This window comes from Dysgonomonas sp. 521 (genome assembly GCF_010501055.1).
Classification (GTDB): Bacteria; Bacteroidota; Bacteroidia; order Bacteroidales; family Dysgonomonadaceae; genus Dysgonomonas.
The window spans coordinates 1-13288 of sequence record NZ_QVMO01000074.1 but is presented as its reverse complement, the minus strand read 5'-3'; the positions used below and the strand labels follow the sequence as shown (position 1 = coordinate 13288).

Sequence of the window (13288 nt, the reverse complement as noted above, 5' to 3'; positions counted from 1 at the left end):
ACCCGGTGCAGGCGGCGTAGAATGAAGTGCGGGCGCTTTTAAGCATCATCTGCCAATTATTGCAATGATGAATCTTTCATCACTTCATTCAGCCGACAAGCCGATGGTGGGTCGTACGGCGAAGCGGGGCGCAATGCTTTTTTGCTTACTTTTGGAGCTTTGGCCAAAAGTAAGGTAAGCAATCTGCGATTGCGCGCAGATAAAAAAGAACGTTTGAAGTAGCGAGAGTAGAACTGAATTAAAAATTCATGTTATGCCGAGTCACGACAAACAACGTTCACAGGAGCGAAGCGTATGTAAAACGACTAATGAAGTTGAACTATTATATTAATCATATTTTCAACTACTGATTGACATGAATCATAAATTATCATACTTGCACATTACCTTATTCATTTTCATTCTCTCCGTTTCATGTGGAACAAAAAATGAAGGTATTCAGGTTCAGTTTGTTGAGGTTCTTCAAGGTGACTTTTCCTTTGCAGAAGAATGGAGTTACCCCGAAAATGTTTTTATGAATAGTTTCGGGCAGTTAGTCTGTGATGGTTTGTGCGATGATGCTTTGTATAGGATGATAGATAAAGATGGCAGGATTTTTGAAGATTCATTAAGCCGTTATTATCAGTTTCTGGATACGACCCGTTACTATCATACAATGGCTAGTGAAGCACAATGCTATGAATGGATGGGTACGGATTATGCCATAGCTTACCAATCGGGTGATAGCGTAAGGTGCTATACGATGTGCAATGCAGGCACACACTCCAGTCTTGTGCTGTCTATTATTGGTGACAGATGTACTCCCCGCATTGAGCTGAACAGTGTTGCAAATCCCGGAGTATTGCATTATTACGAAGTGAAAAGCGGGTCGATAAAAATAGATGAACAGATGTGGAGAAAGCGAATACTGAAAGCTGAGTTTGATTTTAGCTTTACAGACACTGATCGTCCGGAGGAGCCAATGTGGTGGCAGGGAAAGATATACACAGAGATCAAGCCTGATGGAGAAGTATAATGAATCGGATATAAAGACAATATTCCTGATGGATGGAACAGTAAAGGGAATCATACAGGCAATACATGGCTTTGCCAAAAAGAATGATATAGAAATAGAAGTGTTGTCTGACGATGTGCTTGAACACGAAGGCTTTATCATTATTGCTTCGGTTATGGGTGATAGCTTTACTTTTGGAGGTGCATTGAAGATTACGATATGCCTGATATTGAGCATGCAGCACAGGAGATCGTTTGTGAAGAATTAAGTCAATATGTTGAGGCAAATTGTGAGAAAGCCCGTAACTTTGTTCGTTACTTCACAGTGAGGGGCTGATTCATCTTTATGAGATTCTTCTCTTCATTCAGAATGACAATTAAATAGAAAAAATATGTCAACAATATTATTTCACGAAATAGTTTTCGGCCCTATACACAGCCGTCGTCTGGGTTCGTCATTAGGCATGAATCTTTTGCCCTATGACGGCAAACTGTGTTCATTCGACTGCATTTATTGCGAATGCGGTTATAATGAAAATTTCAGGACGAAAACGAAGCTTCCGGCACGAGAAAATGTAAAAGCGGCGCTGGAAGATAAACTGATACAACTGCAAAAGGAAAATACACCTATTGATGTCATCACCTTTGCCGGGAATGGAGAGCCTACACTACATCCTCAGTTTGCCGCAATTATAGATGATACCATCCTGCTACGGGATATGTATTATCCTGCTGCCAGGATAAGTGTATTGTCTAACGCTATGCATGCCGGAAAAGAGTCGGTTTTCAACGCGTTGAAGAAGGTGGATAACAATATTCTTAAACTCGATTCTGCCATTATAGAGACCGTACGGCTCATAGACCGCCCCAATTCTCCATCATATAGTATAGAGGAACAAATAGAGCTTTTTAAACGTTTCGATGGTAATTTTATCATGCAAACCATGTTTCTGAGAGGCAGCCATGATGGTAAAGTAGTAGATAATACAACAGAGAAAGAGATTTCGGCGTGGCTGGAAGCCGTTAGAGAGACAAATCCGCGTGAGGTGATGATTTACACCATTGACAGGGAAACTCCCGAAAAAAACCTCGAAAAAGTGTCTGTTGAGGACTTAAAGAGGATAGGGGAGAGGGTAGAAAATTTAGGGATAAAGGTTAATATTGCAGGATAAGTTAGATTTCAAGTTTAAGGTTTCAAAATCTCAGGATTATCTTACCTGAATCTTGAAACCTGATATTCTGAAAGCATGAAATATAAAAATTATGGTCACAATCGTTTTTGCCCATCCGTGGCATGGGAGTTTCAACAAAGCAATACTGGATACTATTACAGATAGATACGATGAGGAAAATAAGCCTTATCAGGTGATTGATTTGCATAAGGATAAGTTTAGTCCTGTATTTTCGGAAGAAGAACTCTCCGTTTATAATCAGGGAAAGGCACTTGATCCGCTTATCTTAAAGTATCAGGAATATATCCGCAGGTCGGATGAGATGGTATTTATCTTTCCCAACTGGTGGAATACAATGCCGGGGATACTGAAAGGCTTTTTTGATAAAGTACTGCTAAAGGACTTCGCCTTCAATTATGAGGGAGGTTTCAACCCTTTACTAAGGATAAACAAATCGTTTGTAATCACTACATCAGAGCATCCTAGTCCTCATTTCAAGCATACCATCGAGAATGGTTTTATCGCAGATATGCTCAATCCTGTTGGCATCCGTGGTACAGTGTGGTTGAGTTGCGAAGGTACATCGAAAGGAACAGACAAGATGCGCCGCGAGTTTTTGGATAAGGTAAGAGAAGTTGTGAAATAGAAATATTATAGGAGCGGGGTCTGCCTTAATATGGGCAGACCCCGCTCCTATAAAGCCAGAAACACATTATACCCAAATTTTCATGCGTTTACTCTGGCATTTTTTAATCCTTCTTGCAACGAACAGAATACTGGTTGTAGCGGGGTGTACTCATCCGCTCCACAAATGTTGTAGATACATTTGTTAAAAACCGAATCCAAGCCGCATTTCCGGCTCCACTCGTAATGGATTTCGATTTACTCGTAGACCAAAATGTGGCACTTTCACCCCACTGATCCCTTGCCCTGGTAGCCTGCCCCACAGCAATGGTATTGAAGCCTCCTTCGGATAAGGCAAAACTTTTTCCTATTCTGCTTCCCGGCACCTGGCATTTAGAGAGCATGGCTATTGCATGTTTATGCAAGCGTAGCACAGGAGCCTTCTTCGGCAAAGTCCCGCATGGCAAGGTTGTTGTTAAGTTTTGATTTAATTGACACGCCTTTCAAGGCGTGGATAAGAGGCATCTAAGGAAAGACTTTAGTCGAAAAGGGCTTTGGCTAAAGCCTTTACCCATTAATAATTATATTCCTCCACTTAAAAGTGGAGGCAATTGATAAACAATAAATCTTAGTACATGACAAAAATTATTCAAACACGATTAGGAGACGATGTAGGGGCAGTGGCTTGTCCCTGCCCGCTTGTCATCGTTTACGGGCACCCACAAGGGGATGCCCCTACAGCAGGATATAAAATTTTGTCATGTACTTAGATACTTTCCAGTAAATTATTCGTCAGCCTGCTTGCTCCTATGCGAAAATATTCACTGTTCAGGTATTCATCGCCTAAGACTTCTTTTACTATTGTATAGTATTTCACCGCATCTTCGGTGGTAGAGATACCGCCGGAAGCTTTAAAACCTACTCTACGTCCGTTTTTCGCTTCATATTCCTTAATGGCGGTACACATTACATAAGCGGCTTCGAGCGATGCCCCTTCGTAACCTTTGCCTGTGGATGTTTTCAGGAAATCGGCTCCCGAATAAAGGGCTAATACAGAGGCTTTCATGATGTTGCTCGCACTCTTTAAAGCACCTGTTTCCAGAATCACTTTTAGCTTTGCATCGCGGCAGGCGTGCTTGATTTCTTCGATCTCTTCGGCTAGTTCTTCATAGTTTTCGTCAAAGAAATATCCAAGATTGAGTACGATATCTATCTCGTCTGCACCACTGGCAACGGCAAGCGCCGTTTCTGCTATCTTTACTTCTGTGAATGTCTGCGACGAAGGGAATCCTCCCGATACGGCGGCAATATTTACATTGGCTGTAAGGGCTTCTTTCACTGTTTCCACAAAATTGGGAAAGACGCAAATAGCGGCAACATTGGAGATATCGCTCGACCCTTCAAAATCGTTGACACCCTCTGTAAATTTCCAGATTCCTTCGCGTGTATCTGTTGAATTTAAGGAGGTTAGGTCAATACAGGAGTAAATCCTTTTATAGACTTCCTTACTGTTGTTCGCAGCGAATTTCTTACTGATGATTTCGTTTACTTTGCCGGTTATATCAGCATCTTTCAGGTCGGTTTTGTATTTCTTCAGGGTATCCCTGTATTTATCTGTTTCTGCCATTGTTATTTTAATTTTTCGTTATTTATATGTCTGTTTTTATCCCGGTTTGTTTTCTTTTCGATGTTCTTTCTGAAGGCTTCTGTAAGGTCAACACCTGTCTGGTTGGCCAGGCAAATGAGTACCCATAAGACATCGGCCATTTCGTCTCCGAGGTTTTTATCCAGGTCGGATTTTTTGAATGACTGGTCGCCATAAGTACGTGCCATAATGCGTGCCAGCTCACCCACTTCTTCTGTCAGGATGGCCATGTTGGTGAGTTCGCTGAAATAGCGTACACCGATGGTCTTTATCCAGTTATCTACTTCTGCCTGAGCTTCTTGTATGGTCATGCTAATTTGTAATTATGAATTATAAGTGATGAATTTAATCTTTTATGACTCATAACTTATGATTGATTTTTTGAGTCTATCCAGATGGTTACCGGGCCGTCATTGATGAGTTCGACCTGCATATCTGCACCAAATTCACCTGTCTCAACAGGTTTCCCCAGTTTATCTTCCAGTGTTTTGCAAAACTGGTTGTATAACGGAATAGCTATATCAGGTTTTGCAGCATGGATGTAAGACGGACGGTTTCCCTTTTTGGTTGATGCATGCAGGGTAAACTGTGATACTACAAGCATCTCGGCATTGGTGTCAACCGCTGAAAGATTCATTACTCCATTACTGTCATCAAAGATACGAAGATTTATGATTTTATTGCATAGCCAGTCTATATCTTCCTGATTATCACTATTTTCGATACCTAGTAATATAAGCAATCCTTTATTTATTTTCGATTTTAGCTTATTTTCTATTGTTACTGATGCTCTACTAACCCGTTGTATTAATATTCTCATAATGATTTAATAATAAAAGCCACATACCTTATAGATATGCGACTTTAAAATTAGAGATTAATTTGCAATTATATGATTATTATCTTTTATAATTGTGATAAACTGTCAATAAGATCGTGCTGTTCTTTCAAAAAGCTCCGTCTTTCTTTTTCTCCGCTTACTGTGATTAGTCTGGATTGGCGTTTAAATGATTGCATCCAGCGTTTTACTTCTTCGAATGTTTTAGTATCTGTTGAGGCTATCCCGTTGAGCAGAAATACTTTTATTATCGTTAAGTGATAATCTGGTGTAGCTACATAGATGTAATTGGTATCTACATTCACATCGGAAATATATATATTGATTTTTTTCCCAGACTCCTTTATTATACCCGTGCGCGACATAGCATCTATGTCATCCAGTATCTTAAGTAAGTCTTGCTTAATAAGTTGAGCGTCTTCGTGACTGATAAGACCAACGTAATAAAAGTATTTGATATTTGTAACCAAATATTGGAAAAGGAGAGGGTCGAAAACATACTCTGTATTTATGCGTTTGGCCCATTTTACATATTCTCCCTGCGTTTTTTTGAGCTTGTCCAGAACGATTATATCCTTATATGGGGTGGCTTTGATCGAATTATTGGTTTGATAATTCCATTTGAATAAATAAAACCTGAATATATTCTCATAGTTTACATATAATGGTTGAGGTAATATATTTGTTATTTCGCCTACTTCCGGCTCTGCGATATTCTTGAAGGATTTCATGATTTCGGTCATTTCTTCCATAAGGGCGAAATCTGATTCTGCGGGATTTATGTATTCTATCAGGTTCAGTTTAAATGGTTTAGAAGCATGTGAGTTATTTGTTTCCAGCGTATCCAGTGGAATATGTAGTTCTCTGGAAATTATCATTGCTTCCTGAAAAGAAAATTGCATTTCTCCCCTTAGTCTTCTGTATACGGCTTCTTTACTTATACATAATATGTCGGCAAGAATATTTACAAGCCTCGTTTTCTGTGGAATTTTGTGTACTATTTCTTCCAGAAAATTTGTGTATAATGCTTCATAATTCATATAGGTTCCTTATTCGTAGCAGTGAAGTGTTTCTTATACAGCAAATATACAAAAATTAAAAATTGGAACGAGAGATTTCCCAGCAGTTACTTATCGAAATGAACTATTGGCCTGAACCTGTAATAAAAATTTTCGCTAAAATTTGAACAGGCTCTAAATAAATAAGGTTATTGCTGCCCTTTTTCTGCAAAGTACTGCCTGATCAATGCGGTCTTGTGTTTACCTACTATTTTTTCTACTTCTTTATCGGAGGCTAACTTTATCCTTTTCACGCTTCTGAATTCTTTAAGCAGCAGGCGTTTTGTTTCGTCCCCTATACCTTTTATATTGTCGAGTTCCGATTTAACCTGACTTTTGCTTCTTTGATTCCTGTGGAATGTTATACCAAATCTATGAGCTTCATCCCTAAGGTGTTGTAAGACTTTGAGTGAATCACTGTTTTTGTCCAGGTAGAGCGGGATGGAATCTTCAGGATAATAAATTTCCTCCAGCCTTTTGGCAATACCTACGATGGCTACTTTACCGTAAATACCCAGTTGCTTGAGTGATTCACATGCCGCGCTTAGTTGTCCTTTACCTCCATCTATGACTATAAGCTGGGGTAGGGGGATGTCTTCTTCTATCAATCTGTGGTAACGGCGGTATACAACTTCCCGCATAGTGGAGAAGTCGTCAGGGCCTATTACTGTCTTTACATTAAAGTGCCGGTAGTCTTTTTTCGAAGGTTTTCCCATTTTGAAAACGACACAGGCCGAAACCGGATTTGTTCCTTGTATATTTGAGTTGTCAAAACACTCTATGTGTGTAGGCAAGTCCTTGAGACTTAAGTCTTTTTGGATATCTTTCAATATGCGGAGGCTTCTTTGCTCCGGGTTGAGGCTTTCCGCTTTTTTTAATTTGTCTATTTTGTACTGCCTTACGTTTTGTGTTGAAAGAAGCAATAATTTTTTCTTATCGCCACGCTGTGGTATGCTAAATTCTACACCGTCGAGTGTTAAATCCGGATAGAACGGGACTACGATCTCTTTCGCCTTCGAGCCGAATTTTTCCCTTACTTCAATAATGCCGAGTGCAAGCAGTTCTTCTTTGGCTTCTTCTATCCGTTTTCTGTATTCGAACGTATAGGCTTGAATGATAGCCCCATTGTGTACACTCAGGTAGTTTATGTATCCGGCACTTTCATCTTCATCGTAGCTGTATACATCTATGTTATATTTTATAGTGCTTACTACGGTCGATTTATTTTTGAAGTTCTCGATAAGCTGATATTTCTCCTTCAGTTTATTCGCGTCTTCAAATTCCTGATTCTCGGAGAGTGCTATCATCCTTTCGTAAATGCCATCACTTACAAGGTTTGTATTTCCTTTCAGTATTTCCTGTATGGCATTTACATTTTTTAGGTAGTCGTCACTCGACTGTAATCCGACACATGGGCCGAGACATCTTTTTATATGATACTCAAGGCACACTTTATATTTTCCTTCCGCAATTTTTTCGGGTGTAAGGTTCAACGAGCATGTGCGGATAGGGTAGAGCTTATGTACAAGTTCTAATAATGTTTTAACACTAAGCACATTTGTATAGGGGCCAAAATATTGTGAGCCATCTTTCGCTATTTTTCTTGTGAGTTCAACTCTTGGATAATATTCGTTCCGTATAACAATCGATGGATAAGATTTGTCATCTTTGAGCATTACGTTATACCGGGGCTGAAATTCTTTTATCAGATTGTTTTCTAATAATAACGTATCGGCTTCTGTGTCTACTATGATGTATTTAATGTCTCTTATCTTGCTGACAAGGATTCTAGTCTTCGGGCTTTCTTCGTGTTTTTTAGTGAAATATGATGATACTCTTTTTTTAAGATTTTTTGCCTTACCTACATATATAATGATGCCTTTATCATCGAAGTATTGATAACAGCCTGGTTTATCCGGAATATTTCTAATAATATTTTTCAGATATTCGTCAATCATTTCCCTTTTAGTCCTTTTACTTTCCATTTGTTTTGTGCAGGGTTAATCTCTTGCTTTATCCTACAATAAAATTATTAATTAGTTTTCTTTGGTGCAAAATATTTGCCTGTTTTAAATCTAATTAATATTAATATGCCTTTTGTGTAGGTCGGATTATTCTAATTAGAAAGGGAAGATTTGCTGTCTTCCCTTCCTGTATTTACTGTTATACGCTATAATGTATTAAAGATTTGATTTCAACTTCATCCGGAAATAGTTTTCTGCCGTTTAAGTCATCCAACTCTATTATGAAGTTTACGAGTATTTTCTTTACCCCCATTTTACTAACCAGTTTGTATGCGGCGAGCATTGTGCCACCGGTAGCAAGCAGGTCGTCATGAATAAGTACTACATCATCTTTCGATAATGCGTCTTTGTGTATTTGTATTTTATCCATGCCATATTCTTTCTCATACTCTTCTTCGTAAACCTCTGCTGGCAGTTTGCCCGGTTTTCTTATTGGTACAAAACCAGCTCCCAGTTCTAAAGCCATTATGGGCCCCATGATAAAACCTCTCGATTCTATACCTACAACTTTTGTTATGCCCATTTCTTTATACTCGTCCAGAAGAACTTCTGTAAGTGTTGACAGAGACTCTTTGGTTTTGAATAATGGTGTGACATCTTTGAATTGAATGCCGGGAATAGGAAAGTCGGGGATATTCCTGACGGTTTTGTGTAGCATGTTTAGCTTTTCTTCTTTCTCTTTTTTGTCCATTTTATCGTTAATATTTTGTGTGTTCCACGTGGAACACTCGATGTTTTTCTTGCATGTTTCACGTGGAACATTTTTCTTACCTTCCTAAAAGTACCAGCAGGATTGAAATATCGTTTGGGGAAACTCCGGGGATTCTGCTTGCTTGTGCGATCGTTTCGGGGTCTATTTTCGATAATTTCTGCCTGGCTTCCGTGGAGAGAGATGATATGTTTTCGTACTCAAATTTTCCTTTTATCCGAATGTTTTCAAGGCGTGTGATTTTGTCTGCTATCAATTGTTCCCTTTTTATGTAGCCGTCATACTTGATAATGATTTCTGTGGCTTCTATTATTTCTTCTTTTCTGTTCGGGATTTTATCGAGTTCGGCTTTAAATGCAGGGATATATTCTGCAATGCTGCTTGCTGTAATTTGAGGACGCGTGATTACATCTTTTAATTTCATGCCCTGTTTTAATGGGGTGGTGCCTAGCGCTTCTAGTCCTTCGTTTATATATTCAGGTTTTAAGGAGTAGTTTGATGCGAAATCTATGATTCTTTCTATCTCTTCTTTCTTCTGGTTTAGCAATTCTATTCTGTCTTGTTTCGCTAATCCTATATTGTATCCTTTTCTGGTCAGGCGCATATCAGCGTCATCTTGGCGGAGTAATATCCTGTATTCGGCTCTCGATGTAAACATTCTGTATGGTTCGTCCACGCCTTTGGTGACAAGGTCGTCTATCAAAACACCTATATAAGCCTCGTCTCTTTTCAGTATAAATTCATCTCCTCCATGTGTGCGGATGTGTGCATTTATTCCGGCTATGAGTCCCTGGCCTCCGGCTTCCTCGTAACCGGTGGTGCCGTTGATCTGTCCCGCGAAAAACAGATTGTGGATTAGCTTCGTTTCCAACGTATGATTCAACTGCGTAGGGTCGAAAAAATCATATTCGATTGCATAGCCCGGCCTGTAAATATGTATATTCCGGAATGCAGGAATTCTTTGCAAAGCTTCAATCTGAGTGTGGAGTGGGAGAGAGGAAGAGAATCCGTTCAGATAGTATTCCTGTGTATTCTCGCCTTCGGGTTCGAGGAATAATTGGTGGGATGTTTTGTCTGCAAAAGTTACGATCTTAGTTTCTATGCTGGGGCAATATCTTGGCCCTATACTTTTTATTTGTCCGTTATACAGTGGCGAATCGTCCAATCCATCGCGTAAAACCCCATGAGTATCTTCGTTGGTGTATGTTATCCAGCAACTCAACTGTTTTAAGGTGCGGGGCTTGAAGTCGAGATATGAAAACTTGTGGAAATCATCTTCTCCTTTTTGCTCTTCCATCAGGCTGAAATCCACGCTTCGGCCATCTATCCGTGCCGGCGTGCCGGTCTTCATACGGTCTGTCGTAAACCCGAATTCTTTCAGTTGTTCCGTGATGCCAAAAGAAGCTGGTTCGGAAACCCGCCCTCCTCCAAGTTGGGTTTTTCCTATATGCATCAGTCCGTTCAGGAAGGTTCCATTTGTGAGCACTACTGCTTTGGCAGAGAAGTTTACACCCATTGCTGTTTGTACTCCGGTCACGGTTTTATTCTCGATGATAAGAGAGGTGACAGTGTCTTGCCAGATAAAGAGGTTCTCGGTATTCTCTATGATTTCTCTCCATTTCAGAATAAATCTGGCTCTGTCGCTTTGGGCTCTCGGGCTCCACATAGCCGGGCCTTTGGATTTGTTGAGCATGCGGAACTGGATTGCCGTCATATCTGTGACAATTCCCATCTGCCCGCCAAGTGCATCAATCTCGCGCACGATTTGTCCTTTTGCGATTCCGCCGACAGCAGGGTTGCAACTCATCTGCGCTATCTTATTCATGTCCATTGTTATGAGCAAGGTTTTCGAGCCCATGTTGGCTGCCGCGGTGGCTGCTTCGCACCCCGCATGACCTGCCCCAACGACAATTACATCATATTTAAAATTCATCTTATATATTATAGGGAATAATTAATTTGTACTGCAAAGTTAGTATTTTTTTATTCTCTTTTTTGATACTCGTTTGCAGTACATATTAATTAACAATAATGGAAGTCATTTCAACTTTTATAAAACCACGGAGTAAAAGGAGTTTCGCGGCGTTTTTTTATTAATATCATTAAAGGTATATTTGCTTATATCTTATTACTGCATATATAATTGTTTGTAAATCAAATAATATTATTGTACTCCGTGAAACTCTGTGCGACTCTGTGGTTGAAAAGCAATTAGGCTTTGTTGGCATTTTCTATTGCTAATTTTATTTTTTCGGAGTCGGAAAAAAGGAAGGAATATTCTTCGTCTATATCGTTGAAGGTGTCGGATATATATTCCATTTTACCTCTATACCTGCTTCTGAAAGAACCGTGAAATTCTTTTAGGCCTGTTGCCCTGACGAGGTCGCCAATATTGTTTTCGGTAATTCCGCCACCCGGCATAATGATGATGCGATCATCGGCTTGCCCGATTAATTTTCTTAAAATTTCTTTTCCATCGGGGGCATTCTTCATGCCTCCTGAAGTAAGGACGCGGTCGAAGCCAAGCCCGATAATATCTTCAAGGGATTCGGATAAGTTGACAGCCCGGTCGAATGCCCTGTGGAAAGTTGTACTCATCCCGTATTGATGGGCGATAGTTACTAATTCTTTGTTCCTTTGTTTATCTACCGAACCGTCCGCATTCAATATGCCGAATACGACTCCATCACATTTTGCCTGTCCGCAGTGATGGATGTCTTTTTTCATTATTTCAAATTCGAGGTCATCATATAAAAAATCTCCTCCGCGGGGGCGTATTATTATATTAACCCGGATGTTTAGATATTTCCGGGTAAGTTCAATTTGTGAGAGGGAAGGGGTGGTGCCTCCTTCTTCAAGATTATCGCATAACTCCACTCTGGCAGCGCCTCCTTTTTGCGCTTCTATGGCTGATTGTACTGAATTAGCGCATACTTCGGCTGCTATTTTAGGCATAATTGATTGATTATTAGTTGTATGTGGTGAATTTTTATCTTTTATATTTTCAAATATAGGGAATAATTTATAATCTTAAACAGATTCTGGTATGAATTGGGTTCTTTTTTGTCGTATATCCATCAAGCCCCGCAGGGGGCAGACTTTATTAACCGTATGTGCAGCGTAGTGCAGTTTACGGTCAGATTGATGTGGTTGTGCTGATTGTCAATTCATTGTGTTTGGTTTATGGCTTATAATGATAAAATTTTCAGATAATGGGAATGAAATACTACCTTTGCAAACTTTGAATTGCAAATAATGGATAGGACTAAAGGTATCATATTAGCATTGATTTCTTCCGGAACATTCGGATTGATCGCGTTTTTCTCTATTCCGCTGTTGAGGGTAGGTATGCATGCTCCTTCCATATTGTTTTACAGAAGCCTGCTTGCTGCCGCTTTACTGGGTATAGTATGCCTTATAAGGAAAAGGGATTTCAGGATTTCGCCTAAACTGGCTGTGCAATTACTATTTCTGGGGTTACTTTACACCATGACCTCTATGGGGCTTATTTATTCTTATAATTATATTTCGAGCGGGGTATCTACTACAATACATTTCTTGTACCCGGTGGCAGTCGCTTGTATGATGATTATATTCTATAAGGAAAAACTATCACGTAATCTGTTGTTTGCCGCAATTATAGCACTGGTCGGTGTAGCGCTTCTATGCTGGAGCGATAACGGGTTTATCAGTACCAAGGGGCTGTTGGCTGTATTGTTCACAGTGTTTACATATTCTGCTTATATTGTCAGTTTAAACAGAAGAAGCATAAAGAATCTTGACCCAGAAGTCTTTACATTCTACGTGATGCTTTTCGGAGCTTTTATATTTTCTGTATTCTCCTATTCTACCACAGGTATAGAGATAGTCCCCGATGTGGCTTCGTGGTTTAATCTGATAGGCCTAGCGCTGTTTGCGACAGTTCTCTCGGGTCTTGCATTGGTTTCTGCCGTGAAATACGCGGGGTCTACCATTACTTCTATCCTTGGATCGATGGAACCTGTGGTAGCTACTCTGGTAGGTATATTCTATTTCGGAGAGCCATTCGGTTGGAACAGCTTTTTCGGTCTGGCCTTGATTATCGGTGCTGTAACGCTGGTAATAATCACCGGCCAGAAAAAACGTTAGGCTTAGTTCCTATGTTTGTATTTGAATTACGGCGATAGCAAATATGCATAAGCCCACGAGTATTATTATATTTGAGTTTGATTATAATAACATAATA

General features: G+C 39.8%; 15 protein-coding genes. 6 read left to right on the top strand and 9 right to left on the bottom strand.

What is annotated here, in order from left to right:
- Positions 1–355 precede the first annotated feature (355 nt).
- From D0T84_RS17300 to D0T84_RS17285, 4 genes are all read left to right on the top strand, one after another.
- Positions 356–1015: a hypothetical protein gene (locus tag D0T84_RS17300; protein ID WP_163309116.1), complete on the top strand. Its 660-nt coding sequence runs from the start codon at positions 356–358 to the stop codon at positions 1013–1015.
- Positions 1002–1262: a hypothetical protein gene (locus D0T84_RS17295; RefSeq protein ID WP_163309115.1), complete on the top strand. Its 261-nt coding sequence runs from the start codon at positions 1002–1004 to the stop codon at positions 1260–1262. The genes D0T84_RS17300 and D0T84_RS17295 overlap by 14 nt, the downstream gene beginning before the upstream one ends.
- A 123-nt stretch (positions 1263–1385) precedes the next feature.
- Positions 1386–2165, top strand: a complete 780-nt coding sequence (locus D0T84_RS17290; RefSeq protein ID WP_163309114.1) for a radical SAM protein — start codon at positions 1386–1388, stop codon at positions 2163–2165.
- Positions 2166–2256: 91 nt separating this feature from the next.
- Complete coding sequence (locus tag D0T84_RS17285) at positions 2257–2811, top strand: NAD(P)H-dependent oxidoreductase (RefSeq protein WP_163309113.1); 555 nt, start codon at positions 2257–2259, stop codon at positions 2809–2811.
- Positions 2812–2914: 103 nt separating this feature from the next.
- On the opposite strand, the gene D0T84_RS17280 is transcribed toward D0T84_RS17285, so the two are convergent.
- Positions 2915–3193, bottom strand: a complete 279-nt coding sequence (locus tag D0T84_RS17280) for a hypothetical protein (RefSeq protein WP_163309112.1) — start codon at positions 3191–3193, stop codon at positions 2915–2917.
- Between the two features lie 231 nt (positions 3194–3424).
- Between D0T84_RS17280 and D0T84_RS23055 the strand changes: the two genes are divergently transcribed.
- Positions 3425–3559: a hypothetical protein gene (locus D0T84_RS23055; RefSeq protein WP_255495444.1), complete on the top strand. Its 135-nt coding sequence runs from the start codon at positions 3425–3427 to the stop codon at positions 3557–3559.
- Here D0T84_RS23055 and deoC read toward each other — a convergent pair.
- The 8 genes from deoC to D0T84_RS17240 all read right to left on the bottom strand — a co-directional run bounded on the left by deoC (position 3556) and on the right by D0T84_RS17240 (position 12018).
- Positions 3556–4416 carry a deoxyribose-phosphate aldolase gene (gene deoC / locus D0T84_RS17275; RefSeq protein ID WP_163309111.1) on the bottom strand — a complete coding sequence of 287 codons (861 nt, stop codon included), beginning with the start codon at positions 4414–4416 and terminating at the stop codon, positions 3556–3558. The genes D0T84_RS23055 and deoC overlap by 4 nt on opposite strands.
- A 2-nt stretch (positions 4417–4418) precedes the next feature.
- Positions 4419–4745, bottom strand: coding sequence for a nucleotide pyrophosphohydrolase (locus tag D0T84_RS17270; protein ID WP_163309110.1), 327 nt, complete (start codon positions 4743–4745; stop codon positions 4419–4421).
- A gap of 56 nt (positions 4746–4801) precedes the next feature.
- Positions 4802–5254 carry a D-aminoacyl-tRNA deacylase gene (gene dtd / locus D0T84_RS17265; protein WP_163309109.1) on the bottom strand — a complete coding sequence of 151 codons (453 nt, stop codon included), beginning with the start codon at positions 5252–5254 and terminating at the stop codon, positions 4802–4804.
- An 86-nt stretch (positions 5255–5340) separates the two neighbouring features.
- Complete coding sequence (locus tag D0T84_RS17260; protein ID WP_163309108.1) at positions 5341–6312, bottom strand: hypothetical protein; 972 nt, start codon at positions 6310–6312, stop codon at positions 5341–5343.
- A gap of 167 nt (positions 6313–6479) precedes the next feature.
- Positions 6480–8288, bottom strand: coding sequence for an excinuclease ABC subunit UvrC (gene uvrC, locus D0T84_RS17255; protein WP_163309132.1), 1809 nt, complete (start codon positions 8286–8288; stop codon positions 6480–6482).
- 205 nt (positions 8289–8493) lie between these two features.
- Positions 8494–9045 (bottom strand): adenine phosphoribosyltransferase, encoded by a 552-nt coding sequence (locus D0T84_RS17250; protein WP_163309107.1) that lies wholly within the window; start codon positions 9043–9045, stop codon positions 8494–8496.
- 76 nt (positions 9046–9121) lie between these two features.
- A complete protein-coding gene (gene mnmG, locus D0T84_RS17245; protein WP_163309106.1) occupies positions 9122–10996 on the bottom strand; it encodes a tRNA uridine-5-carboxymethylaminomethyl(34) synthesis enzyme MnmG in 1875 nt (624 codons plus the stop codon).
- 278 nt (positions 10997–11274) lie between these two features.
- Positions 11275–12018 (bottom strand): copper homeostasis protein CutC, encoded by a 744-nt coding sequence (locus tag D0T84_RS17240; RefSeq protein WP_163309105.1) that lies wholly within the window; start codon positions 12016–12018, stop codon positions 11275–11277.
- A 300-nt stretch (positions 12019–12318) separates the two neighbouring features.
- Here D0T84_RS17240 and D0T84_RS17235 point away from each other — a divergent pair, with 300 nt between their 5' ends.
- Positions 12319–13191, top strand: a complete 873-nt coding sequence (locus D0T84_RS17235) for a DMT family transporter (RefSeq protein WP_163309104.1) — start codon at positions 12319–12321, stop codon at positions 13189–13191.
- Positions 13192–13288: the final 97 nt, after the last annotated feature.

What these genes read in the sequence shown, in the direction of transcription:
- D0T84_RS17285 (WP_163309113.1), top strand. Translation starts at nt 2,257, where the DNA reads ATGGTCACAATCGTTTTTGCCCATCCGTGGCATGGGAGTTTCAACAAA.
- D0T84_RS17250 (WP_163309107.1), bottom strand. Translation starts at nt 9,045, where the DNA reads ATGGACAAAAAAGAGAAAGAAGAAAAGCTAAACATGCTACACAAAACC.
- deoC (WP_163309111.1), bottom strand. Translation starts at nt 4,416, where the DNA reads ATGGCAGAAACAGATAAATACAGGGATACCCTGAAGAAATACAAAACC.
- D0T84_RS23055 (WP_255495444.1), top strand. Translation starts at nt 3,425, where the DNA reads ATGACAAAAATTATTCAAACACGATTAGGAGACGATGTAGGGGCAGTG.
- D0T84_RS17270 (WP_163309110.1), bottom strand. Translation starts at nt 4,745, where the DNA reads ATGACCATACAAGAAGCTCAGGCAGAAGTAGATAACTGGATAAAGACC.
- mnmG (WP_163309106.1), bottom strand. Translation starts at nt 10,996, where the DNA reads ATGAATTTTAAATATGATGTAATTGTCGTTGGGGCAGGTCATGCGGGG.
- D0T84_RS17290 (WP_163309114.1), top strand. Translation starts at nt 1,386, where the DNA reads ATGTCAACAATATTATTTCACGAAATAGTTTTCGGCCCTATACACAGC.
- dtd (WP_163309109.1), bottom strand. Translation starts at nt 5,254, where the DNA reads ATGAGAATATTAATACAACGGGTTAGTAGAGCATCAGTAACAATAGAA.
- uvrC (WP_163309132.1), bottom strand. Translation starts at nt 8,288, where the DNA reads ATGATTGACGAATATCTGAAAAATATTATTAGAAATATTCCGGATAAA.
- D0T84_RS17300 (WP_163309116.1), top strand. Translation starts at nt 356, where the DNA reads ATGAATCATAAATTATCATACTTGCACATTACCTTATTCATTTTCATT.
- D0T84_RS17240 (WP_163309105.1), bottom strand. Translation starts at nt 12,018, where the DNA reads ATGCCTAAAATAGCAGCCGAAGTATGCGCTAATTCAGTACAATCAGCC.
- D0T84_RS17235 (WP_163309104.1), top strand. Translation starts at nt 12,319, where the DNA reads ATGGATAGGACTAAAGGTATCATATTAGCATTGATTTCTTCCGGAACA.
- D0T84_RS17260 (WP_163309108.1), bottom strand. Translation starts at nt 6,312, where the DNA reads ATGAATTATGAAGCATTATACACAAATTTTCTGGAAGAAATAGTACAC.
- D0T84_RS17280 (WP_163309112.1), bottom strand. Translation starts at nt 3,193, where the DNA reads ATGCTCTCTAAATGCCAGGTGCCGGGAAGCAGAATAGGAAAAAGTTTT.
- D0T84_RS17295 (WP_163309115.1), top strand. Translation starts at nt 1,002, where the DNA reads ATGGAGAAGTATAATGAATCGGATATAAAGACAATATTCCTGATGGAT.